This window comes from Bacillus bruguierae (assembly GCF_037104725.1).
GTDB lineage: Bacteria > Bacillota > Bacilli > Bacillales > Bacillaceae_G > Bacillus_A > Bacillus_A bruguierae.
The window spans coordinates 119,871-145,819 of the sequence record NZ_JBAWSX010000004.1 but is presented as its reverse complement, the minus strand read 5'-3'; the positions used below and the strand labels follow the sequence as shown (position 1 = coordinate 145,819).

Genomic DNA, 25,949 nt, shown 5'->3' with positions numbered 1-25,949 from the left:
CATATCAGGAGTGTTGATTAACTAGAAGAAATTCATGCCTTTTGTGTATTTCTTTATAATATGTTACCAGTGAATTGGTAAAATGTATAAAACAAAAGCAAAAAACGTCAAGAAGAAAACGCACGTTCCCTTTAACATAATACATATAAGGCAGGTGAACAGAGATGGGATGTTATGAAATACAAATTCAAAAAGTAATTGATTCCATTGAAGAAGATGTGATGGAAAAGCAAACGTTAGCGAATCTTGCGCGTATTGCAGGATTTTCTGAATATCATTTCCACCGCGTCTTTCAAACACTCGTAGGAGACTCTGTGATGGAGTATGTACGAAAGAGAAGGCTCGCCCGGGCAGCTTATCAGCTTTCTCACACAGAGGAAAAAATTCTTGATATTGCACTAGAGCACGGCTTTCAATCTCATGAAACGTTCACACGCGCCTTTAAAAAGCTGTTTCATATGACGCCGAGTGAATATCGAAAGCAAGAGATTCGAACACCGTTATATTCCAAGGTGAATGTAATGCAGCGAAAATTTAATCCGTATCTAGGGGGAATTAAAATGGAATTTCGTATAGAAACAAAGCCAGCTTTTCAAGTAATTGGGTATGAAATGAAGACAACGAGTAAAGACGGAAAAAACCTGGAAGATATCCCAGCAATGTGGCAAAATTATTTGCAAAATAATTTGTCGGAAAACATTCCAAACCGTAAGCATACGAATGAGTTCGTCGAGTTAGGGATGTGTACGGATTTTAATTTAGAAACAGGTGAGTTTACGTATATTATTGGAATGGAAGCAACAAGCTTTGATGATGTACCAAGTGAGATGACGTGTCGCACATTCCCAGAAGCAACGTACGCAGTATTTACAACGCCGAAAGTTCCGCATGAAGAAATGGTAGCATCGATTCAGCAAACGTGGAATGCCATCTTTACAGAATGGTTTCCGCATTCCGGCTACGAGCACTCTGGTGTTGTAGAGTTTGAATTATACGATGAGCGCTGCCATGCTGATAAACATGATCTTGCACAATTGGAGATTTGGCTGCCAGTGCAGAAGAAACAATAAAGTGAAAAGAGACGGACTTTAAAGTAAGTAGTTCCGTTTTGTGAAGAAACATTGTAAATATCAATTAACATTAAAAATGTTGTTAAACTTTGTACTTAAAATAACGAGCAGGTTAGTTAAATAGTTATCTTATTTATTTGGATAATCTTGGTGTGGGAGGGATGGTTGATTGATGTGGAAAAGAATAGAATGTGTCGCAATTTATGCAGAAGATATTGACAAATCGGTGGAATTTTATCAATTGTTAGGTTTAACAAAAGCCTGGGAAACGTTTCAAGATGAAGAAAAACAATGGAAACTTATTGGCATGAAATTTCCTAATGGCAATTCAGAGTTAGTATTAAAGAATAACCCTAATTTGAATTTTGCTGAAACTGAGATTGTTGTTGAAGATGTTTGTGAGACTTACGAAACGTTAAAGTATAATCCTGAAGTTCAGTGGATTCGCACTCCATTCCTTAATTCTTTAGGTGGTCATGTGGCTGTAATGCAAGCTCCAGACGAAAATGTTTTTGTTTTAGTAGGAAAATAAAGTAGTAGAAAAGAGTATTAAAAGTGGAATTTAAGGAAGTCACAAAAAACTCGTTTGCGTTAGTAGGTTTTAGTGCGGCAGGAAAATGGAGTGGCAAGATTGTTAATCCGATTCCAGAACTATGGGGGAAATTGTACAAATTTACCTGTGAATGTTGATTTAAAATAAAGTTCGATCATTCATAATAAAGATTAATAATTTGTAAAAAAGTTTGATAAAAAGATCCATTTTGTAGAGTGTTTTTTTGTTCAACAATCGGGCAGGATAATGAAATACAATAAGGGGAGTATTTTTTTATGTCGGAATTTTTAGTAAATCTATTTCAAATCAGAGATACTTCATTTAATATTGGATTAAAGTTCGGTAAGTATTTACATAATAACCCACTGTTAAAAGTCTTGGATTCAATAACAAGACCAGAGATAGACTATAAAAATTTGAAATCGATTTATTCGGCCTTAGCACCTCATTTACTTGAAGAGTTAGATGGACTAGCTAATGGATTAGAGATTTCCACCAAAAAGTCTGCTTCTTTGTTTAGTGGCTATGATGTACCAAGGACAGAAGCTATGGGATGTTCTGCAATTATTACAAAAGAATATTATGTTAGGAATTATGATTTTTCTCCCGCCCTTTATGATGGGATTTTTAGTTTAGTTCAACCTGAAGAAGCCTTTGCAACAGCAGGATATAATCTTCAAGTTTTAGGAAGACATGATGGAATTAACCAAAGAGGGTTAGTAGCAGGATTGCACTTTGTAAGTAATAATAGTTACTCAAAAGGTATATCTCCATGGACTGCGATTAGGATGGTTTTGGATATGTGTTCTTCAGTTGATGATGCAATTCAAATGTTGAAAGAAATCCCTCATGCAGCGTGTTACAACTTTTCACTTGGTGACAAAAATGGCAATATGGCAGTAGTTGAAGCTAGTCCAGAGAAAGTAATTGTGAGGCTTGGACAATCATCATTATCTTGTGTTAATCATTTTCAGGACGAGATGCTAAAAAATAAAAACAGAGTATCTATTGACGGTTCGGTTAAACGCAATAGTTATCTTCAAGAAATTTCTAATAAAAATCTCACACATCAAGAAATGTTTGATGAATTTAAAGATAAAAATTCACCATTATTTTTTACTGATTATGAAAACTTATTTGGAACCCTTCATACGTTATCATACTCTTATCAAAATTCTAGAATCATAACTACCATTGCACAAAGTGAGCATGTCTTGGATTTTAACTTTCAAGATTGGGTTGATGGTGAGAATGTAAAAGAGCAAATGCTAAGAGGTATAATAGATTAAATTTTATTTATTATTTTGTGAATATTATTAAGCTAACGCATGCTTTAGCGAAAGAAGAAATCATTGATTTTATAATTGAGATCATATTTTAGTTATTCTATTATAGGGACGCTTTAATTGAGCAAGGATAACAAAAATTATCAAACTTTTTTATAAAAGGATGATTCAATTGAAAATAGAAAAAGCGTGTTTTGATCAATTTTTTTTTCAAAACACGCTTTTTCTATTTGCCTCTTTTATCAAGGTTTATTAAGTTAATTTAATCAAACTTTATTCCAAGGCTACATTTGGGCTCAGTATTTTACAGTATACGCATGTCGAACATCATCGGAGGGTCTTTATTCTCTGTCGAATCGCCGATATATTAAAAAAATCGCTGATATCGTATTATTTGTATGAAACTATTTTGTTTTTTAACATATAAATTGCTGTTATGTAGAATAAAACATGACCTTCACTTGCCCTTAAACCTTGCATGTGGCAGGAAAAGGCCCTGACCGCTTCTACGCATGGCCAGACGCTCTCGACCATCTAAAAAGAAAAGGGTTTTACATCGCCTTCTTAATTTTCTCTAACACTTCTTTACTATCAAACCCGCGCTCTCCCATACCGAATACTTCAATTAAACGATTATTTTCATCTAGTAAGTAAGAGTTAGAAGTATGAATGTAAAGACCGCTTCCAGGATCACGGTAGCGGAAGTTGAAAGATTCAGCTAGTTGTTTCGTTTCTTCCTCATCGCCGCGCAGCAGATGCCAACCTGTTGTTTCTTTCATATCAAATGTTTTGGAGTAATGTTCTAGAATTTCTTTCGTATCGTATTTCGGATCAATCGTAATCGTAATAAATTCGATTTTTGTTCCGAACACTTTTTGTTTTACAAGTTCATCTCGTAAATGTTTCATTTTGTATGTTGTAACCGGGCAAATGTCTGGACATTTTGTATACATAAATTCCACTAATTTTAATTTTTTCGGTAATTGATCAAATGATACAGATGTTCCGTTTACATCTTCCATAATAATCCCCTTTGGTATTTCCGCTGATGCTTTTCGGTAACTGGTAAAATAAAAAATTCCAATCAAGGTTGCAACAATAAGTCCGAGCGTAAAAGTAATGTACAATTTCTTCATTCCAATCCCTCCCAATTTTTATTTTATAAGAAAAATCTGAAAAATAAGGGAGGAATGAGTGAATATTACATGACAATTCATGTATTAGCTTGTTCTATTTTTTGAGGAACGAACTACAATATTAATAGACAGGCAGCGATGAGGAGGAGAAATCATGCGAAAAGTGATGAGATGGACACTTTTTTTGTACGCTCTATTTGCATTATTTATATATTGGTACTTATTTAGCTGGAATCATGAGATCATACCGGAAGCGTATAAAGGAACGAATGCAGATCCAGCAACATTTATGAATGCAAGGGAGCTGACACTTAGTCAAGATTACTCGCGGGTAAAGAATTTATTGTTTTTTTTAGCAACGCCGCTGCAATGGATTGTTTTATTATTTGTACTTATTTTCGGTGTATCAAAGCGGTTTGAAAAGTGGGCGAAAGATACAACGAGATTCCGAGTACTACAAATTGCGATTTATTTGTTTTATTTATCGCTTGTGACAACAATACTCGCGTTGCCGCTGCAATGGATTAGTCATCAAGTATCTGTTGATTACGGCATTTCTACACAATCAACGGCAAATTGGATAAAGGAGCATATACTGGATTTTTGGGTAAATTTTTTGCTTATGTTTCTTGTCGTGACAGTGCTGTTATGGCTCATTAAAAAGTATCCGAAACGCTGGTGGCTGTATGGCTGGGCGCTTTCTGTTCCATTCACGATCTTTTTAACATTCATTCAGCCAGTAGTCATTGATCCGCTCTATAATGATTTTTCGACGCTGCATAATAAGGAGCTTGAGAAAAAGATTTTAACATTAGCAGATCAAGCAAATATCCCAGCAGAGCATGTGTATGAAGTGGATATGTCAAAGAAAACAAATTCGTTAAATGCATACGTAACGGGGATTGGCTCAAATTCTCGCATCGTTTTATGGAATACTACGCTAGAGCAGTTAAAAGATAAAGAGATATTATTTATTATGGCGCATGAAATGGGTCATTACGTTATGAAACATATATATTGGGGCGTTGGGAGTTATATCGTTTTAACCTTTGTTGGCATGTATCTTATTAACCGTATTATTCGCGCGTGTATTCGTAAGTGGGGCGATACACTGCATATTTCTAAGGTAGCTAGTTTCTCAGTTTTACCATTATTTTTCCTTGTATCTTCGATGCTTTCTTTTGCAGTAAGCCCTGCTACAAATTACGTATCGCGCATTGAAGAAAGAGCGGCCGATCAATACGCATTAGATATGACGAAAGATGGTCAGTCGGGAATTAAAACATTTCAATATTTATCGAAGACGAGCTTGAGTCAAGTGAATCCGCCGGCTTTGGTGAAATTTTTCATGTACACACATCCGCCAATTTTTGAAAGAATTAATACGTTTGAAGAATACAAGAAGAAATAGTCGTTAAGAATGGTAATTGTGTATCAAAAATAAAAATGGAAAAGAACAAGTAATTTTCTAGCATAAAGACTAGGAAGCTACTTGTTCTTTTTGCTATATATCCATTTTAATTTTTCGGCATCTTTGTCTAGCTCTGCCTCCTAGGCCCTCATGTCTAAGAACCTTCCACACAAGAAGGTAAAAAAAACACCTTCTGTGTAAAAGAACCTTAGCTAACGGGCCTAAACAGTCGGTGGCTTCGCGTCTTCCGCCGAGGCAAAAAGCGCCTCTATGTCAGAAGCTCCATCCCCCTCTTGTTCTGAGCGAGCCGCTTCCGCTTTTCTTTGTAAGTCGCTGCTATGGAGAATACAACATGACCGCTACTTGCTTACTCCTTTTGTTTTAAACCTAGCATGTGGCAAAAAAGGCCCTGACCGCTTCTATGCATGGCCAGATGCTCTCGTCCTCCCTAAAAAGAAAGGGGTTTTTAATTAGTATATATAGCTTAAATCACTAGTTTACAATGTAAATGTTATATCTTGATCAGTTTGATCATTATCAAATACATTTGAGGTACTAACCCCATTAAAGACTTTCAGTGATTTTGCTGCATTTGATGATCCAGAACCATGATATTCTTTATTACGGAATTGAGGATTTACATTGTATTTGTCTCCTAAATTTACAGTCCCATTACATCGTGAAATGACAATGCTGTCAACAGTTGCAGGCATGCTCTTCACCTCTTTTTTATTTTTATCCCGCTATTCGCGCCCCCATCTCAAGGTTGAGAGAGAATCGTTGGCCAGCTCCAGTGGCTAGAATGTTCGGTGGCTTCGCTTCTTCCTACGAGGTAAAAAACACCTCTACGTCAGAAGCTCCATCCCCCTCGCATTCCGGACGAGCCACTTCCGCTTTTCTAAAGAAGATAGGTGGGGGATAACTGCCCGTAAAAGCCCGATTGGTTCAACTAACCATTAGTGGGAGATGAAGAAAACCCCCACTGATGGAAGTTTCACTTTATTGTATGCTGTTTATTTTAAAAAAAAGATTGTTTATAAAAATAAGTAACCTTATTGAACTACCCCCACCTACCGTTTCGCGCTTGAGGTGGTGGTCTTCTCACCAGATATGATAAAAAATTGTTCTTTTTGTTTTTATGGAAAATATAGTAAAATAATAGTGTGAAAGCAAGGAGGAGTAGAGATGAAAAAGATTGCGCCAAGAACAATTCTTGAAAAGTGGCTAGATGGTTTGTCGCTTATTGGAATCGTTTTGATGCTTATATACATTGGCTTCATGTGGTCGTCTTTACCACATGTGATTCCAACTCATTTCGGTTTCGATGGAGAAGCAGATGGGTTTGGCGGGAAAGGAAATATTTTTATTCATCCGATTGTTGGTTTAGGATTCTATATATTATTTCATGTGTTAAGTCGCTTTCCTCATTTGTTTAACTATCCTTCGCATGTTACAGAAGAACAAAAACAACAATTATATATTCATTCTCGTACATTATTAGGATGGTTACAATTTGAGATTATTACATTTGGTGTATATAGTACGTGGGAAAACGTACAAATTGCAATGCAAAGAGAAGTTGAATATTCTACAATTTCTGTTGTCATATTTCTCGTTATATTATTTAGTACGATGATATTTTACATAGTTAGAAGTTTACGGATGATAGAAAAATAGAAGAGTAATTTTCATACTTATTGAAAAAGGTGACGGGAAGTCATCTTTTTATTTTTTATGAAAAAATTTTTCTAACCCCCCTAAAACTTATTTTCCCTCCGAATATGTATAGTGAAGAAAACAAATGGAGGAAAAATGACATGAAAAAGATATTGCTAAAAGGAACTATGGTAACAATGATGGCATGTAGTCCATTTTTAATGGGAACGGCGGCGTATGCTAGCAGCAACACAGACGCAGCAAAAACAACAGAGACAGAAAAGCCGACTTTAGTGCAAGGGGATTTCTTTTATTTCGTAAAAACGATGGTGGAAGATATTAAAATGGCACTTGCGAACAATGATTTAGCTAAGGCAAAGTTACTATCTGAACAAGCTGCAGAACGCATTGCTGAAGCGGATGTGTTAATGAAAAAGGGAAAAGATGATTTCACAAAAGATACATTAGAAAAAGCAGCTGAAAACTTAGAAAAAGCGGATGAGCTTTCAGGAGAAACGAAAACAGAAGCAGAAAAGACTGCTGAAGTAAAAGAAGAAGCAGAAAAGGCTGCTGAAGTAAAGAAAGAGGAAGCAGAAAAGGCTGCTGAAGTAAAGAAAGAGGAAGCAGAAAAGGCTGCTGAAGTAAAGAAAGAAGAAGCAGAAAAGACTGCTGAAGTAAAGAAAGAAGAAGCAGAAAAGGCTGCTGAAGTAAAGAAAGAAGAAGCGGAAAAAACTGCTGAAGTAAAGAAAGAAGAAGCAGAAAAGACTGCTGAAACAAAAAAAGAAGAAACGAAAAAGCCGGCTCATAAAGAAAAAACAGAAGCAGAAAAAGTAAAAGTTCACATCGGAAACAATATCGAAGCATTAGCAAAAGCGCTTGATAAAGTGAAAAATCCGAAAGCAAAAGCTGCGATTACCAAAAATATAGAGAAGAGTTTTGCAAAAATTGCTGCTAAAATAGAGAAAGCGCAAGAAAAGCAAGAGCGTGCTGTTGCAAAGGAAAACAAGCCAGCACAACCAGCACAACCAGCACAACCAGCACAACCAGCACAACCGGCACAACCAGCACAACCGGAACAGCCAGCACAACCGGAACAGCCAGCACAACCGGAACAGCCGGCACAACCGGAACAGCCAGCACAACCAGCACAGCCAGCACAACCGGCACAACCAGCACAACCGGCACAACCAGCACAACCAGCACAACCAGTACATAAAGCTGCTGTTTCTCATGGGAATCATGAGCAATCCAAGCAAAAGGAAAATCATGAAGATAACGGTAAAAAAGTTGGTCATGAAAAACATGAAGAAAAACATATAGAGAAACATGAAGAAAAGCATGAAAACAAACATGAAGACAAACATAAAGAAAAGAACTAAGAAAAGTAGGGAAATACTGTAGTGAAATGGTCACTTCTTTAGTGACCGTTTTGCTATTTATAGCAGAGGGGAGGAGAAGGATTACCTGTGTTAAGTTTATTGATGAAAGTCGTAAAAAAATCGACAATAGAAGATGTAGTATTAAATGTACAAAAAAATGAAGAAGATAAGGAAGCTTTTATCGCTCAGTATCGGCCTTTTATTCGAAAATCGATTTCAGCTGTCTGTCGTCGTTATATTACAGAGCAGGACGATGAATATAGCATTGGACTGTTTGCATTTCATCAAGCTATTGAACAATATTCATATAAAAAAGGGAAATCTTTTCTTTTATTTGCTGAGCTTCTTATAAAAAGAGATGTAATTGACTATATACGTAAGGAGTCTAGGCATAACCTTATCTTTTTAAAAGAAGACCAGCAAGAGGAAACAATGGAAGTACAAGCGGCACTTACAGAATATATGAAAGAGATGGAAAATAGCAATCGGAAGGAAGAAATTCTTCATTTTCAAAGCGTGCTATCTGAATTTAAAATATCGTTTGCCGAGCTTGCGAAGGAGTCTCCGAAGCATCGTGATACGCGGGAACATTTAATAGGAATTGTAAAGATTATTATAAAAGAAGAGAAAATGATAGAAGAGCTGTTCCGAAAGAAAAAGTTACCTCTCAAACAAATTGAACCGCATGTTAGAACTAGTCGTAAAACGCTAGAGAGACATAGAAAATACATCATTGCAATGTGCATTATTTTTGTAAACAACTACATATACATTCAAGAATATATAAGAGGGGGGCAGGGGAATGAATAAAGGAATTGTGATGGATATAAGAAAACGCAGCATAGTTGTTTTGACACCAGACGGAGAATTTATTAATTGTAAGAAAAAGTCGAACTCTTATATAATCGGACAGGAAATTGTATTTCATGAACAAGAAAAGAGGCAAGTGACATTTTCAGTTCCTTCTATATTAAAACCGGCATTGCTAATTTTTGCTTGTTTTCTATGTGTTTTTTTGTTTGTATTCAATCAGCCGGAAGAAAAAGCGCTTGCCTATGTTTCTATCGATATTAATCCGAGCTTAGAAGTAAGTGTGACAAAGGATCTTCGTGTTACGGAATTACGAGCTTGCAATGAGGATGGCAGGCGTATTTTAAAAGAAATAAAACGCTGGAAAAATGAGCCTTTGCAAGACGTAGTGCGTGCGATTGTAAAGCAAAGCAAAGAGGATGGATACTTAACGAGTGAAAAGCAAGTCATGTTAACATCCGTTGCAAAAGAAAAATCGCTAGAGCCGCAACTGCAGAAGGCTATGCAAGAGTTAAAAAGAGAGTATGATACACAACATGTTACAGTCATATATCAGGAAAGTACTATGCAGATAAGGGAGAATGCCCAAAAAGCAGGAGTCAGCACAGGGATTTATCTGAAACAGGAAAATGAGAAGAAGAAATCACCTGCTTCACCTGCACCGTCACAAGTACAAGAGGAACAACATCCTGAAGTACATTCGCAGCCGGATTCATCACCTAATTCAGATTCGCCATCGAATTCCTCTTCTTCTGTGCAACAAGAAAGAAGTGAGCCGAAAGAGCGACAAGAAAAAGAACAACAGCAACCAGCTCGCGTACAGCAGCCGCAACCAGAAAGAAATAACGGCCATAGAGAAGAAAATAACGATAAAGAACAGAAAAAAGAAGATAAGGAACAGAAAAACGAGAACAAAGAGCAAAGAAAAGAACAGAAAAAAGAATATCAAGAACAGAAAAAAGAACAGAAAGATTATGAAAAAGAGCAGAAAAAAGAAGAAAAACAGGGCAATTCTTCAAAACATGATGAAAAAGAAAAGGGAAAACATGATAAGTAAAAAGGCATAGGGTGTTGTACACTCTATGCCTTTTTTTGTTGAAGAAAATTTTTCTCTTTCATTTTGCATAATGCGACACCACGTACGTTATTTGCAAGGAATATGAAAAGTACATATAAACCAATTTTGAGATATTGTTAAAAAATTCTAAAAAATCCTTCCTTTTTGATTTTTATGTTATATAATATAAACATGAAAATCAAAACTGTTTTATAACAGTTTGTAAAAAGGAGAGGCTAATATGTCGACGCAAACTTCGCGGGTTACACTCGTTGGAGAAGTATTACCGGCGTATTTGGAGATTTTGACACCAGAAGCACTCACATTTATAAAAGAGTTGCATGAGAATTTTAACGGACGCCGAAAAGAATTACTACAGAAACGAGTAGAGAAGCAAAAGAAAATTGATGCAGGAGAGTTGTTACATTTTTTAGAGGAAACTGCAAATGTTCGGGCTGATGATTGGACGATTGCACCGCTTCCGAATGACTTACAAGACCGGCGCGTAGAAATTACAGGACCGGTTGATCGTAAGATGGTTATTAATGCTCTCAATTCAGGAGCGCGTGTCTTTATGGCAGACTTTGAAGATTCCAATGCACCGACATGGCAAAATGCAATGGAAGGACAAATAAATTTACGAGATGCAGTTAAGGGAACGATTTTGTATACCAATGAAAATGGTAAGGAATATCGTCTTAATGAAAAAACAGCTGTATTAATGGTGCGGCCTCGTGGCTGGCATTTACAAGAAAAGCATGTATTAGTAGATGGTGAAGAAGTATCGGGCAGTTTATTAGACTTTGGATTGTTCTTTTTTCATAATGCAAAAGCGTTAATGCAAAAGGGGAGTGGTCCATACTTTTACTTACCGAAAATGGAAAGTTACTTAGAAGCAAGATTATGGAATGATGTGTTCGTATTTGCACAAAAATATATTGGCATTCCACATGGAACAATTAAAGCAACGGCACTGCTGGAGACGATTCACGCTTCATTTGAGATGGATGAAATTTTATATGAGTTGCGGGATCATTCAGCAGGGTTAAATTGTGGACGTTGGGATTATATTTTTAGTTTCTTAAAAACGTTCCGCAATCATGAACAGTTTTTACTTCCTGACCGGGCCCAGGTGACAATGGGTGTTTCGTTTATGCGCGCGTATTGTTTGCGCGTCATTCAAACATGCCATCGCCGGGGTGCACCAGCAATTGGAGGAATGGCAGCGCAAATTCCAATTAAGAACGACCCGAAAGCGAATGAAGCAGCATTTGAGAAAGTGCGCGCTGATAAAGAGCGAGAGGCTTGTGATGGACATGATGGAACTTGGGTTGCCCACCCGGGACTTGTGCCTGTAGCGATGGAAGTATTTGATCGCATCATGACAACGCCAAACCAAATATATCGAAAACGAGAAGAAATTTGTATCACTGAACAAAATTTATTAGAAGTTCCAGTAGGAACGATTACAGAAGCTGGTCTTCGTACAAATATTAGTGTTGGCATTCAATATATTGCATCGTGGTTAAGCGGCAGAGGAGCAGCGCCTATTTATAATTTAATGGAAGATGCGGCAACAGCAGAAATTTCACGTGCACAAGTGTGGCAATGGATTCGTCACGAGAAAGGGAAGCTCGAAGATGGACGAAAGATTACGTTTGCATTAGTAGAACAGTTTAAAGCAGAAGAGTTAGCAAAAATAGAGCAAGAGATTGGTAGTGATCGCTTTGAAAAAGGCCGATTTGTCGAAGCTACGAAACTATTTACAAATCTTGTTCGAAATGATGAATTTGTATCGTTTTTAACGTTACCTGGGTATGAGATTTTATAAATGAGGAAAAGGGGATAGAAGAAATGAAAAATGAAAGAGTCGGACAATTACAAGAAAACTGGGAGCTTGATAAACGCTGGAAAGGAGTTACACGTCCATATTCTGCAGAAGAGGTCATTCGTCTTCGCGGATCGATTGATATTGAATATACGCTAGCACGCCGCGGTGCAGAAAAGCTTTGGAATTCTCTTCATAGTGAAGATTACATTCATGCGTTAGGTGCATTAACTGGGAATCAAGCAATGCAGCAAGTAAAAGCGGGGTTAAAGGCAATTTATTTAAGCGGCTGGCAAGTAGCGGCCGATGCAAATTTATCAGGTCACATGTATCCAGACCAAAGTTTGTATCCGGCAAATAGTGTGCCGGCAGTTGTAAAACGTATTAATCAAACGTTGCAGCGTGCCGATCAAATTCAGCATATGGAAGGAAGCGGTGAGATTGATTACTTCGTACCAATTGTTGCTGATGCAGAGGCAGGATTTGGCGGACAACTAAATGTATTTGAACTAATGAAAGGAATGATCGAGGCAGGAGCATCTGGCGTTCACTTTGAAGATCAACTTTCTTCTGAAAAGAAATGCGGTCATTTAGGCGGAAAGGTATTATTGCCAACACAAACGGCAGTGCGGAATTTAGTATCGGCACGTCTTGCGGCAGATGTAATGGGAGTACCAACGCTCATTATTGCCAGAACAGATGCTGACGCAGCTGATTTAATTACAAGTGATATTGATCCTGTTGATCAACCATTTATTACAGGAGAAAGAACACCAGAAGGTTTCTTTCGGACGAAAGCTGGGCTTGATCAAGCAATTGCGCGCGGCTTAGCATATGCACCGTATGCAGACCTTGTATGGTGCGAAACATCTGAACCGAATTTAGAAGATGCGAAACGCTTTGCAGAAGCAATTCATGAAAAATTCCCTGGAAAACTATTGGCTTACAACTGTTCGCCGTCCTTTAACTGGAAGAAAAAATTAGACGATAAAACAATTGCAAACTTCCAAAAAGAAATCGCATCTTACGGATATAAATTCCAATTCGTAACACTTGCTGGCTTCCATTCTTTAAACTACGGCATGTTTGAGCTAGCACGCGGTTATAAAGAACGCGGTATGGCTGCATACTCAGAGCTGCAGCAAGCGGAATTTGCAGCAGAGCAGTACGGTTACTCGGCAACGCGTCATCAACGCGAAGTTGGTACAGGATATTTTGATGAAATAGCACAAGTCATTACAGGGGGAACTTCATCAACGACAGCATTGAAAGGATCTACAGAAGCAGAGCAGTTTACGCGATAATAAAAGAGAGAGAGTCAGCTTTCGAGCTGGCTCTCTCTTTTATTACAAATATTTCAAAATAAAAAATATGAAATTATATATAAGATAATTTTATTTTTTATAGGAAGAGTATGTAGTTTAATTCTGTTATTCATACAGACGTATAAAAGAAAATTTTAATTTATTACTAAGAAATTGTAAAAAAATTGAAAATGACGTTTATTTTTTGTATAAAATGGTACAATTATCCATGTAGATAATTGCATGAAATTATCCAAAAATGACAAAGGAGAGGGAAAAAATGACTAGTAAAGTCGAAAAGTACACGCCGCAGTACATTGTGAATTCAAACACGATCGCATTGCTTCCAATTGTTTTAAATGACAAACGAATTGTAACACGTGTGATCGAAGAAAATGATGAATTTTTTGTGTACCAAAAGCCACTTGAGATTGTGGAACAAAGTTGTCGTCAATATGGTGCTAGCTTTGGCGGACGAAAAGATGGTACGAAAGAATACACAGGCTTTACGCATAAAGCACCGATTGCAATTAGTCCTACAGATTATATTTATTTTTTTCCTACGTTTTCTTATTCTCGCAAAGAGTGTGCTTGGTTATCGCATTTTCATATTGAAACTGTAACAAAACTTCCTCATGGAAATATTCTGATTGAATTCATAAATGACCAGACAATTAAATTAGAAGTATCTAAAAACAGCTTTGAAAATCAGAGGAATCGAACTGCACAGCTTCGGGCAGAATTTGAAGATAGAAAAAGAAAACAAGCGGCGACAAAATTTTTACTAGTGAATCAAAATGAGGTTTTAGAGCTAAAACCCGCATATGAGAAAATGTATCTTTTGAAGAAAGAAGATTGATGATATGGATGATGAAAAAGAGAGAGTACTTTCAATGATTCTATTTGAGGGGAAATTAGTTTTAGTAGAGCCGAAAACAAATGAAGAATTATATAAGAGATATGACTGAAGATGAGATTAATACATTTAAGTATTTAGCAGATAATTATATTACAATTAACAAAAGCCCTTTCATGTGAGAAGGGCTTTTATGGTTATTTCTATTTAATAGAGTTCTTGTACAATTCTGCTTGTAGAATAAAATTATCTTTCATACTTCCTTTGTATATACATCATTTCATTGTTTTTATATGGTTTTGTATAATCTTTACTAAATACTTTTTCATCACTAATACCAAGTTTTTGCTTGACTAGATTACGGTTACCAAAACTTAATAATTGCTGCGGTAATAATAATTATAAATATTCCAATTAGACCAAAACAACTCAATCTAAAAATTCTCACTATGTTGTCCTCCCTTGATTTAAATACATTATTTAGTATAACAGATGAATAAATGTATTTTAGGGAATGATTTGTTAATAAAGAAAATCACGCAAAGGCAGGTAATAATTCGTGTTATTTCATTTATGTGTTACAAGAAGTTTGGTGGACGAAAAGACGGTAAGAAAGAATACACAGGCTTTATGCATAATGCACTGATTGCAATTAGTCCTATAAAAAAAGAAGATTGATGACACGGAATAAGAAGAAGGAAGTGTAATCCATTCATGTAGAGTTTAAAAAATCACTATCTAAATCCGTTTTAATTTTTCAACATATAAGTCGTTGCTATGCAGAACAAAACATAACCTACACTCACTTTCTTCTTTTGTTTTAAACCTCGCACGTGGCAGAAAAAGGCCCTGACCGCTTCTATGCGTGGCCAGACGCTCTCGCCAACCTAAAAAGAAAGGGGTTTTTATGTCATTTTTCCTTTATCAGCAGAACTTTTTATCTGTTTTAAACAGCAATTATGTGAGATAATTTAAATACATATAAATCCATTTTAATTTTTCGACATATAAATCGCTGCCAGACCTGCACGCACTTTTCACCTTTGTTTTAAATCTTCATGTGGTAGGAAATTTTATGCGTGGCTAGATGCCTTGCCCATCTAAAAAGAAAGAGTGTTTTTATGTCATTTTTTAATTTGTATTTATATAGATGAGTCCCCAAATTATATCTATTATCAAATAGTGCACGTTTCTACTATTTCTCAATCCTCCCAATAAAGTTTGACTGGGGCTTTTTAGTTGTTTTTTCTACATAAATTAAATAAGGTTTTTTGAAGGTGATGAAAAATGAAAGCTATTAAACTACTATGCTCTGTAACTGTAGCATCTATTACGTTATTAACTTCGGTTAATAGTGCGTTTGCTGATAGTACACTTATTATTCCAGATTTACCTAAGGAACCATATCGCAATGGTGTAGGTAAGTACGAAGGGGTTGTGGCGCATTCAACTGCTACTCCTGAGGTTTCGGCAACTAACATTCAACGTTATCAGTCTCGTACATGGGGGACAGCTTTTGTTCATTATGTTGTCGATTGGGATGAGACGATTCAGACTGCGAGTACAAAATATCGTTCGTGGGGGGCAGGACCAACTGCGAATGAGAGATTTGTTCAAGTTGAATTAAGTGAGACGAAAAATCCAGTAAAGTTTAAACGGTCTTATGAACGTTATGTAAAGCTGCTAGCGGAGATTTTACGTAGCCGCAATATTCATCCATCTAAAGGGTTGTGGACTCATAAAGATGTTACGTATAAGTTTGGTGGTACTGATCACGAAGATCCATTAGCTTATTTGGCCAGCCATGGCGTATCGGAAGCGCAATTTCGTGCGGATGTACTAAAAGCATATAATGGAAATGCTATTTCAAGCGGGGCAAAAGTGCAGCAATCTAATAAGGAACACGGCGTGATACATATTAATAGAAATAATGTTAATCTACGTTCCGGCCCGTCAACGAGTAATCGTATTATTCGTAAAGTGCAAAAAGGAGAAGTGTACAAAGTGTGGGGTGAATCAGGAAACTGGTTAAAAGTAGGTAAGAATCAGTGGATTTACAATGATGCATCGTACATTCGTTACACTAAAAAATAAAGATTCTTTAGTTCATAAACAATAAATGATATGTATGTTTATTAAAACAAAAGAACCGATGCTCGATATAGAGTGTCGGTTCTATCCATTTTTTTATTTTTGTTTTCATAAATTATGTTGTACATTCTTTTTTTTATATGGTATAGTTAATTTATAGTTGAATACTTAAATCAAGCAATCCATATATTATCAAGTGCCGTGAAACTAGCGAGAAAATTATGTATGTGTTCTGTTTCGCATTTGATAATGTGTGGATTCTTTTTTTATGCTGTGAAAACTAAAAAATATATTTATTTTTAGGAGGAAGTTATTATGAAAACAGGTCAAGTAAAATGGTTTAACAATGAAAAAGGTTTCGGTTTCATCGAAGTTCCAGGCGAAAACGATGTATTCGTACATTTCTCTGCTATTACAACTGAAGGTTTCAAATCTTTAGAAGAAGGCGAAAAAGTTAGCTTTGAAGTAGAAGAAGGTAACCGTGGACCTCAAGCTAAAAACGTTGTAAAACTATAATCTTATAGATCATAGTGTGAAAAAAGGATGGCATTTGCCATCCTTTTTTGTTATTTATAAAAGGATTTTTTCTAGGAAATATGGAAAATAAATATATATTTAGTTGTCAGATATATCATTTCCCCTTATTGCAGAGTAATGGTAAAGTAATAACAGGAAAAGGTAAACTAAAATTTCAGTTAGGAAACGTCTTTTTCATGGAGTTGTACAAATCGGGCTCTTAAAGTAAGGGTAATATCCTCTTTGTTTGGAAAAAATTACAATTTGTTAGAGCAAGGTAAAGGGGTACATAGTAGAATGGATTTTCAAACAATTAAAGAATATTTCACAATAGAAAATATGGAACATTTGTTAAAGAGCTATCAAGCATTTGGTCCGCTAATTGGCATTGGGCTTCCGATGATTGAAGCGTTTATTCCAGCTTTGCCTCTCTTTTTATTTGTGATGGCAAATGCAGTTGCTTTTGGACTATGGCTTGGCTTTTTCTACTCATGGCTTGGTTCATGTATAGGGGCATTGCTTGTGTTTTTTATCATTCGTCGTTTTGGAAGAAGTCGCTTTTTTGCTTTTGTAAATAGACATCCACGAGTTCGCAGTGCGATGACATGGATAGAGAGAAAAGGATTTGCACCGATTTTCCTGTTATTTTGTTTTCCGTTTACGCCGTCAGCGCTTATTAACGTTGTAGCAGGTTTGTCGCGTATTAGTAAGCGGCAGTTTGTTTTAGCACTTTCACTTGGTAAGCTTGTGATGATTTTTGTGTTAAGTTACGTTGGTCATGATCTTGCCTCTTTTATGCATAAGCCAGTAAAAACAGCTATTGTAATAGGTGTCATTTTTGTTTTATGGTATGTCGGAAAGAAAATTGAAGTCAAGCTTGAACTGAGCAGAGACTAAACTTCGTAAGTGAGCGCACCCCTGTTATAGAAAAGAGAAAGGGATGTGGCATGATGAAGCGAAAGTGGAAAAAAGAAAGCATAGAGTGGATGAGAACAATTTTTATAGGTGTTTTATTAGCTGTATTTTTTCGCACTTTTTTCTTTGCAACATATGTGGTAGAAGGAAAATCGATGATGCCTACGCTCCAAGATGGTAATATGCTGATTGTGAATAAAGTAGGCTATCAGTTAGGTGAATTGAGTCGTTTTGATGTTGTTGTCTTTCATGCAAATAAACAGGAAGATTATGTAAAACGGATTATTGGCCTTCCGGGGGACAAAATTGCATACAAACATGATAAACTATATATTAACGGACAATTTATTGAAGAGCCGTACTTAGATGCATACAAAAAACAAATTCATGGAAGACAGTTAACAGGAGACTTTACCCTAGAAGAGTTAACAAATGAAAAGGTTGTTCCGCAAGGGTTTCTCTTTGTAATTGGAGATAATCGTTTAGGAAGCTGGGATAGTCGTCACTTCGGATTTGTAAAAATAGAACAAGTTGTTGGAAAAGTTGATTTGCGCTATTGGCCAATCAATGAAGTACAAACAAATTTCTCTAAAGGGTAATTCGAAATTTCGAATTACCTTCTTTTTCGGATAAAGTGAAACTTTAATCAGAGGGGATTTTCTTCATCCCCCCTCTGATTATTAGTTGAACCAATCGGGCTTTTACGGGCAGTTATCCCCCACCTATCTTCTTCGATTCTTTCTCAATCTTGAGGTGGGGGTCTTACTGCCCGCAAATAGCGGGATAGATCTTGATTGATCGAAGTTCACTTATAGAAAGGCGGGTTTACATGTCACTTCGATTTATAATAGGACGAGCTGGAAGTGGAAAAAGTACGATGTGTTTGCAAGACGTACAGCAAGAGCTGCAGCATCGTCCAAAAGGTGAAACGATTTTATATCTTGTGCCAGAGCAAATGACATTCCAAACGCAGCAAGCATTAATTAATGGAGACGTCAGCGGCTCTATTCGAGCACAAGTGTTTAGTTTTTCGCGGTTAGCGTGGAAGGTGCTTCAAGAAGTCGGCGGAGCAAGCCGCCTTCATATTGATGAATCTGGTGTGCATATGTTGCTTCGTAAAATTGTCGAGGCGCGTAAAGAAGAATTATATGTTTTCCAGAAAGCAGCAGAGCAAAATGGATTTTTTGAGCAACTTGGCAGTATGATTACGGAATTTAAACGCTACAATTTAACGCCGTCAAATGTGTATGCGATGTGGCAAGAATTAGAGGCTCATAGCAATGGAAATGAACAGAAACTGTTAGCAAACAAAATGTATGATTTGCAGCTTCTATATGATGATTTTGAACGAGCGTTAATTGGAAAATATTTAGATTCTGAAGATTATATGAAGCTTTTATTTGAAAAGCTTCCCTATTCAAAGTATGTGAAAGATAGCATGATCTATATTGATGGATTTCACGCATTTTCACCGCAAGAGCTAGAGATTGTAAGGCAACTACTGCGATGCGGAGCAAAAATGACAATTGCATTAACGCTTGATGAGCAGACGTTATCACAGCCAGTGAGCGAACTGGATTTATTTTATCAAACGCTTATCACGTATGAAAAACTAAAACAGGTAGCAAGTGAAGAGAAAATTGTTATTGAAAATACGATTGTCATGCGAGAGCAACCGCGTTTTACGTCGCAAGCACTTGCCCATTTAGAGGCGCATTATGATTCTCGTCCCTATGCAGAGTTTCAAGGTGAGTCACCCATTACACTATATGCTGCGGCGAATTTACGGGCAGAAGTGGAAGGCATTGCGCGCGAAATTCGCAGATTAGTAGCGGAAGAAGGGTATCGTTATCGTGATATCGCGGTGCTTCTTCGCAATGGTGAAAGCTATTACGATATGATGAGGACGTTGTTTGTTGATTATAATATTCCATTCTTTATTGATGAAAAACGCCCAATGCTTCATCATCCATTAATTGAGTTTATTCGCTCTGCGTTAGAAGTCATTAGTGGGAATTGGCGTTACGATGCGGTATTTCGCTGCATAAAAACCGAACTGTTGTACCCATTAGATGGAAATAAAGCGAAAATACGTGATGAAATGGATGAATTTGAAAATTACTGTTTAGCGTATGGCGTGCAAGGGAAAAGATGGACGTTGAAAGAGCCGTGGACATATCGTCGCTACCGTTCATTAGATGGTGTACATGGCGGTCAAACAGATAGCGAACGAGAAATGGAAGAAAAGATTAATCGTCTTCGTGAGATTGTTCGCACACCGATTATTCGTTTGCAAAAGCGATTAAAACGAGCGGTAACGACAATGAGTATGTGTGAAGCAGTTTATTTGTTTTTAGAAGAGCTAGACGTTCCTAAAAAATTAGAAGAGTTACGCCTGCAAGCAGAGGAAGAAGGGAATTTCTTATTTGCCAATGATCATGATCAAGTATGGGAACAAGTCATCACGCTACTAGATACGTGCGTTGAAATGCTTGGAGAAGAGAAAATGTCTCTATCTATGTTTACAAATGTGATGACGACAGGACTAGAGTCACTCCAGTTCGCGAATATTCCGCCGTCTTTAGATCAAGTGTTAATTGCAAATATTGACCGTTCGCGTCTTTCGAATATTCGAGCGGCATTTGTAATTGGAGCAAATGAGGGAATTATTCCAGCGGCGCCATCAGATGATGGTGTATTATCTGACGAAGAACGAGAAGTGCTTGTTTCAGCAGGAATTGAACTGGCACCAACAGCGCGGCAAAAGTTACTCGATGAACAATTTGTCATTTATCAAGCGGTGACGAGGGCAGCGGAGAAGTTATATATTTCTTGTCCGCTTGCAGACGAAGAAGGGAAGACGCTATTAGCATCTAGCTTTATAAAGAAGGTTAAAAGAATGTTTCCTTCTGCTGCCGAAATATTTTTAACGAATGATGTAAATGATTTGTCACATAGTGAGCAAATTTCATATGTGGCCACGCCAGAAGTGACACTTTCGTATTTAACGCAGCAACTGCAAAACTGGAAGCGATACGGTTTTGAGGGGAATCTTTCTTTCTGGTGGGATGTATACAATTTTTATGTTACAACGCCGGAGTGGAAGCAAAAGAGCATTCGTGTGTTATCAAGTCTGTTTTACCGAAACAGAGCGCGTAAATTAAGCCCTGCTGTAAGCGAGGAGTTATACGGTGACAAAATTAAAGGCAGCGTATCACGTATGGAGCTCTTTAATCGTTGTGCGTATGCTCATTTTGCGCAGCATGGCTTATCTTTGAAAGAACGTGATATTTTTAAATTAGATGCACCAGATATCGGGGAACTGTTCCATGCTGCTTTGAAAAAGATTGCTGATAAATTATTGAAAGAAAAGCGTACCTGGGCTGATTTAACTGTAAAAGAGTGTGAATATCTTTCTGTTACTGTGATCGAAGAGTTAGCACCGCTTTTGCAGCGGCAAATTTTATTAAGTTCCAACAGGCATCACTATTTAAAGCATAAATTACAGCAAATTATTTTCCGTACTTCACTTGTGTTAAGAGAGCATGCAAAGTCGAGCGGCTTTGTACCTGTTGATTTAGAAGTTGGATTTGGTATGGGCGGAACAAACTCATTGCCAGCTATGAAATTTGAATTATCAAATGGTGTGAAAATGGAAGTAGTTGGACGAATTGACCGCGTTGATAAAGCAGAAGATGAAACGGGCACGTTTTTACGTATTATTGATTATAAATCGAGCGCGAAAAAATTAGATTTAACGGAAGTATATTATGGTTTAGCACTGCAAATGCTGACGTATTTAGATGTCGTGACAACAAACGCAAGCAAATGGATGGAGAGGGGCGGGAACGCAAGCCCCGCCGGAGTATTGTATTTCCATATTCATAATCCAATTGTTGAAATGAAAGGTGACGTGTCAGAGGCTGAAATTGAACAAGAGATTTTAAAGAAATTTAAGATGAAAGGACTCGTTCTTGGAGACGCTGATGTCGTTCGGCTAATGGATAACACGTTAACGACAGGAAGCTCGAATATTATTTCAGCGGGCCTTAAAAAAGATGGCAGTTTTAGTGCGCGTTCTGATATTGCGAGTGAGCAAGAGTTTCATGTATTGCAGCAATACGTACATCGTACATTTGAAAACATCGGGACAGATATAACAGAAGGTGTTATCGATATTGCACCGTATAAAATGGGGAACAAAACAGCATGTACGTTTTGTAATTTCCGCTCTGTTTGTCAATTTGATGAGTCGTTAGAAGATAACAAATACAGGGCATTGCAAGATATGAAAGATAGTGAAGCGTTAGAGAAAATGAGAGAGGATACCCAGTCATGACGATACAAACTTGGCCAGCGAAACCAGAAGGAAGTCAGTGGACCGATGATCAGTGGAAAGCAATCGTTGCGGATGGCCGTGATATTTTAGTTGCAGCTGCAGCTGGGTCGGGAAAAACAGCGGTACTTGTTGAACGTATTATTCGCAAAATGATTCGAGAGGAAAATCCAGTTGATGTCGATCGCCTGCTTGTCGTAACGTTTACAAATGCAGCGGCGCAAGAGATGAAAAACCGAATTGGATCCGCGTTAGAAAAAGTATTAATTGATGATCCAGCTTCGCCGCATATTCGAAAGCAGCTTAGTTTACTGAACAGAGCATCGATTTCGACAATCCATTCGTTCTGTTTACAAGTCATTCGAACATATTATTATATGCTCGATGTTGATCCGCGTTTTCGCATTGCGAATGAGACGGAGAATGAATTATTAAAAGAAGAAGTTCTGGATGACATATTAGAAGCAGAGTACGGCATGGAAAATAATGAATTGTTTTTTGAACTTGTCGATCGTTATACGAGTGACCGCACTGATGATGATCTGCAGCGTATGATTTTGGCGCTCCATACTGAATCAAGAGCGCATCCAGATCCGAACGGTTGGCTTGATAAATTAGTTGAAGCATATGACGTAGAAGGAAAAACAATTGAAGAATTAATGTATGCCTCGTATTTATTAGAGGATGTAAAGGTGCAGCTGGAAACGGCAAAGCAATACGCTGAAAAAGCGATCGAGCTTGCGATGTTACCAGACGGCCCAGCACCGCGCGTTGAAACGCTGCAAGCGGATCTTTCGTTACTTCAGAACTTGTCCGAAGCAGCTTGTGGGTCTTGGACAAACACATATGAAGCGATGCAAACTGCTTCTTGGCAAACGTTAAAGCGTATTAAAAAGAGTGATTATAATGAAGAAATTGTGAAACAAGTTGACTCTCTGCGGAATAAAGCGAAAGATGAAGTGAAGAAACTACATGAAGAATTATTTAGCCGCAGTCCAGAAAGTTTTTTACGTGATTTTCAAGATATGCACCCCGTACTGCGTAAGCTTGTTGATCTGGTAAAAGTATTTACAGAACAGTTCCAAGCGATTAAGCGCAATAAAGGAATGGTTGATTTTACAGATTTAGAGCATTTTTGCTTACAAATTTTAAGCGAGCGTACGGATGAGGGAGAACTGCGTCCATCACCAGTTGCGTGGCAATACCGTCATAAATTTACAGAAGTGCTTGTTGATGAATATCAAGATACAAACTTTGTACAAGAATCGATTATTAAGCTTGTCACGAAAGATTCAGAGCAAGACGGCAATTTATTTATGGTGGGCGATGTAAAACAATCCATTTATCGCTTCCGTTTAGCAGAGCCAGGACTATTTTTAGGGAAATACAAACGTTTTACATCTGAAGGCATAGATGGCGGCATGAAAATTGATTTAGCAAAAAACTTCCGCAGTCGTCACGAAGTACTAGCAGGGACAAACTTTATTTTTAAACAAATTATGGGCGAAGCTGTCGGAGAAATTGACTATGATGAAGACGCTGAGCTGAAGCTTGGAGCGAGCTATCCAGAAGGAGCGGATCCATCAGCAGAATTGTTATTTATCCATCAATCTGATAGCGCGGTAGTGGATGAAGAGGAAGGCGTGGAATTAGAAAAGGCGCAATTAGAAGCACGCCTCATCGCACAAAGGATAAAAGCAATGGTCGATTCTGGTTATGAAGTATATGACCGAAAAACAAACGGCATGCGCCCTGTTACGTATCGTGATTTTGTTATTTTACTGCGTTCTATGCCATGGGCGCCGCAAATTATGGAAGAGTTAAAGCAGCAAGGTATTCCTGTTTATGCAGAGCTTGCGACTGGTTATTTTGAAGCGACAGAAGTGAATGTAATGATGAACCTGTTTCGCGTAATTGATAATCCAGCGCAAGATATTCCGTTAGCAGCTGTGCTTCGTTCGCCAATTGTTGGATTAACAGACGAAGAGTTGGCGATGCTGCGTACTCATGGGAAAAAAAGCTCCTTTTATGAAGTAATGCGCTCTTTCTTGCAAGGCGCACCATTAGAGGAAGAGAAAGAATTGCATGAGAAAATATCATGGTTTTATGAGCATTTACAAGAGTGGCGTGAATTTGCGCGTCAGCAGTCGCTTTCGGATTTAATTTGGAAAGTGTATCGTGAAACGGGTTATTATGATTTTGTGAGTGGTCTTCCCGCTGGTAAGCAGCGCCAGGCAAATCTTCGCGTGTTATATGATCGTGCCCGCCAATATGAAGCGACTTCATTTCGTGGTTTATTCCGCTTCTTGCGTTTTATTGAGCGGATATTAGAACGCGGTGACGATATGGGAACAGCACGTGCGCTTGGCGAACAAGAAGATGTTGTGCGTATTATGACAATTCATAAAAGTAAAGGACTGGAGTTTCCAGTTGTATTTGTGGCAGGGCTTGGAAGACGTTTTAACACACAAGATTTAATGAAGCGTTTCTTGCTGCATAAAGATTTCGGATTTGGCTCACAGTTTATTGATCCGAAAAAGCGCATTAAATATACGACATTATCGCAGCTCGCGATTAAGCGCAAAATGAAAATGGAGCTGATTGCCGAAGAAATGCGCGTCTTATATGTTGCTTTAACACGTGCGAAAGAAAAGCTCATTTTAATTGGAACTGTAAAAGATAAAGAAAAAGAAATACAGAAATGGCTAGATGCCCGCGAGCATGCCGAATGGTTATTGCCGGATTATGTACGTGCCGGGGCAACCTGTTATTTAGATTGGATTGTACCATCATTATGCAGACATAAAGATAGTGACATGCTTTTTGAGATGGGACAGGGAAATATTCCAGCTGATCTATATGAATATGATGCAAATTGGAAAGTAGAAGCAGTTGACGTGGCAGAGTTGCAAGCACCAGAGCCAATGAAAGAAGAAAAGCAAGAGCTATTAGAAGCGCTCAGGGAGCAAAAATCAGTTTCTCTCTGTAGTGAGCAAAAAGATGAAGTGTATAAAAGGTTAACATGGCAGTATGGATTCGAAGATGCGGCAAGGCACCGCGCCAAGCAATCTGTTACGGAAATTAAACGAAACTATCAAGCACAAGAAGGTAGTGATACATCGTTTATCAAACGAGTTCGTGCGCCAATTGAAACACGTCCGCGTTTTATGGAGAAAAAAGGACTTACGTATGCAGAACGCGGGACGGCTGTTCATACCGTTATGCAGCATGTAAACTTAGCGAAAACAATAACAGCTGAAGTGATTCAAGAACAAATTGCTGAAATGGTAAATAAAGAGCTCTTAACATTTGAACAAGCAGAAGAAATAGCACCGGAAAAGATTGTTGCATTTTTTGAAACAGAACTTGGGAAACGAATGTTAGCTGCAAAACATGTAGAGCGCGAAGTACCGTTTACGATGATGTTATCAGCAAACGAAGCCTATCAAGATTGGACAGCTGAACAAGACGAATCCATCCTTGTTCAAGGGGTTATTGATTGTATGATTGAAGAAGAGGAGGGCATCGTTTTAATTGATTTTAAAACAGATACAATTGAGGCCCGTTTCCCAGGTGGATTTGAACAAGCGAGACCAATATTAGAAGAACGGTATAAAATACAGCTAGCCCTTTATCGGAAAGCACTAGAGAAAAGTTTACATCAACCCGTAAAAGAAACATATTTATATTTCTTTGATGGGAGTCACGTATTGCGAGTAGATTGATAAAGTGAAACTTGCAATAA

The 25,949-nt window shown here is 37.6% G+C and carries 18 protein-coding genes and 1 pseudogene; 17 read left to right on the top strand and 2 right to left on the bottom strand.

Annotation, left to right across the window (positions count from 1 at the left end):
- The first annotated feature begins 164 nt into the window (after positions 1-164).
- From WAZ07_RS09445 to WAZ07_RS09435, 3 genes are all read left to right on the top strand, one after another.
- Positions 165-1,070, top strand: coding sequence for an AraC family transcriptional regulator (locus WAZ07_RS09445; protein ID WP_336472220.1), 906 nt, complete (start codon positions 165-167; stop codon positions 1,068-1,070).
- 172 nt (positions 1,071-1,242) lie between these two features.
- Entirely contained in the window at positions 1,243-1,602 is a 360-nt protein-coding gene (locus WAZ07_RS09440) for a VOC family protein (RefSeq protein WP_336472369.1), read from the top strand.
- A gap of 296 nt (positions 1,603-1,898) precedes the next feature.
- The gene (locus WAZ07_RS09435) at positions 1,899-2,912 is read left to right on the top strand and encodes a C45 family peptidase (RefSeq protein WP_336472219.1); all 1,014 of its coding nucleotides are present in this window, start codon (positions 1,899-1,901) and stop codon (positions 2,910-2,912) included.
- 548 nt (positions 2,913-3,460) lie between these two features.
- Here WAZ07_RS09435 and WAZ07_RS09430 read toward each other — a convergent pair.
- The gene (locus WAZ07_RS09430; RefSeq protein WP_090915699.1) at positions 3,461-4,045 is read right to left on the bottom strand and encodes an SCO family protein; all 585 of its coding nucleotides are present in this window, start codon (positions 4,043-4,045) and stop codon (positions 3,461-3,463) included.
- Between the two features lie 154 nt (positions 4,046-4,199).
- Here WAZ07_RS09430 and WAZ07_RS09425 point away from each other — a divergent pair, with 154 nt between their 5' ends.
- Positions 4,200-5,456, top strand: a complete 1,257-nt coding sequence (locus WAZ07_RS09425; protein ID WP_336472218.1) for a M48 family metallopeptidase — start codon at positions 4,200-4,202, stop codon at positions 5,454-5,456.
- A 497-nt stretch (positions 5,457-5,953) separates the two neighbouring features.
- Here WAZ07_RS09425 and WAZ07_RS09420 read toward each other — a convergent pair whose 3' ends face one another.
- The gene (locus WAZ07_RS09420) at positions 5,954-6,169 is read right to left on the bottom strand and encodes a spore germination protein (RefSeq protein ID WP_336472217.1); all 216 of its coding nucleotides are present in this window, start codon (positions 6,167-6,169) and stop codon (positions 5,954-5,956) included.
- Between the two features lie 472 nt (positions 6,170-6,641).
- Here WAZ07_RS09420 and WAZ07_RS09415 point away from each other — a divergent pair, with 472 nt between their 5' ends.
- The 13 genes and pseudogenes from WAZ07_RS09415 to addA all read left to right on the top strand — a co-directional run bounded on the left by WAZ07_RS09415 (position 6,642) and on the right by addA (position 25,929).
- Complete coding sequence (locus WAZ07_RS09415; RefSeq protein ID WP_336472216.1) at positions 6,642-7,133, top strand: DUF1648 domain-containing protein; 492 nt, start codon at positions 6,642-6,644, stop codon at positions 7,131-7,133.
- A 140-nt stretch (positions 7,134-7,273) separates the two neighbouring features.
- Complete coding sequence (locus tag WAZ07_RS09410; protein ID WP_336472215.1) at positions 7,274-8,491, top strand: DUF5667 domain-containing protein; 1,218 nt, start codon at positions 7,274-7,276, stop codon at positions 8,489-8,491.
- A gap of 87 nt (positions 8,492-8,578) precedes the next feature.
- The gene (gene sigI / locus WAZ07_RS09405; protein WP_336472214.1) at positions 8,579-9,301 is read left to right on the top strand and encodes an RNA polymerase sigma factor SigI; all 723 of its coding nucleotides are present in this window, start codon (positions 8,579-8,581) and stop codon (positions 9,299-9,301) included.
- The gene (locus WAZ07_RS09400) at positions 9,294-10,358 is read left to right on the top strand and encodes an anti-sigma factor domain-containing protein (RefSeq protein ID WP_336472213.1); all 1,065 of its coding nucleotides are present in this window, start codon (positions 9,294-9,296) and stop codon (positions 10,356-10,358) included. The genes sigI and WAZ07_RS09400 overlap by 8 nt, the downstream gene beginning before the upstream one ends.
- A gap of 241 nt (positions 10,359-10,599) precedes the next feature.
- Complete coding sequence (aceB, locus tag WAZ07_RS09395; protein ID WP_336472212.1) at positions 10,600-12,189, top strand: malate synthase A; 1,590 nt, start codon at positions 10,600-10,602, stop codon at positions 12,187-12,189.
- Positions 12,190-12,212: 23 nt separating this feature from the next.
- On the top strand, positions 12,213-13,490 hold the full coding sequence (gene aceA, locus WAZ07_RS09390; protein ID WP_336472211.1) for an isocitrate lyase: 1,278 nt from the start codon (positions 12,213-12,215) through the stop codon (positions 13,488-13,490).
- Positions 13,491-13,770: 280 nt separating this feature from the next.
- Complete coding sequence (locus WAZ07_RS09385) at positions 13,771-14,349, top strand: competence protein ComK (protein ID WP_090915718.1); 579 nt, start codon at positions 13,771-13,773, stop codon at positions 14,347-14,349.
- A gap of 1,284 nt (positions 14,350-15,633) precedes the next feature.
- Positions 15,634-16,437 (top strand): annotated as a pseudogene (locus WAZ07_RS09380) (N-acetylmuramoyl-L-alanine amidase); the annotation flags it as partial.
- 315 nt (positions 16,438-16,752) lie between these two features.
- On the top strand, positions 16,753-16,953 hold the full coding sequence (locus WAZ07_RS09375; RefSeq protein ID WP_035437341.1) for a cold-shock protein: 201 nt from the start codon (positions 16,753-16,755) through the stop codon (positions 16,951-16,953).
- A 297-nt stretch (positions 16,954-17,250) separates the two neighbouring features.
- The gene (locus WAZ07_RS09370) at positions 17,251-17,850 is read left to right on the top strand and encodes a TVP38/TMEM64 family protein (protein WP_336472210.1); all 600 of its coding nucleotides are present in this window, start codon (positions 17,251-17,253) and stop codon (positions 17,848-17,850) included.
- Positions 17,851-17,903: 53 nt separating this feature from the next.
- Complete coding sequence (gene lepB / locus WAZ07_RS09365) at positions 17,904-18,467, top strand: signal peptidase I (RefSeq protein WP_090915888.1); 564 nt, start codon at positions 17,904-17,906, stop codon at positions 18,465-18,467.
- Between the two features lie 230 nt (positions 18,468-18,697).
- Positions 18,698-22,207 carry a helicase-exonuclease AddAB subunit AddB gene (addB, locus tag WAZ07_RS09360; RefSeq protein ID WP_336472209.1) on the top strand — a complete coding sequence of 1,170 codons (3,510 nt, stop codon included), beginning with the start codon at positions 18,698-18,700 and terminating at the stop codon, positions 22,205-22,207.
- On the top strand, positions 22,204-25,929 hold the full coding sequence (addA, locus tag WAZ07_RS09355; protein ID WP_336472208.1) for a helicase-exonuclease AddAB subunit AddA: 3,726 nt from the start codon (positions 22,204-22,206) through the stop codon (positions 25,927-25,929). The genes addB and addA overlap by 4 nt, the downstream gene beginning before the upstream one ends.
- Positions 25,930-25,949 lie beyond the last annotated feature (20 nt).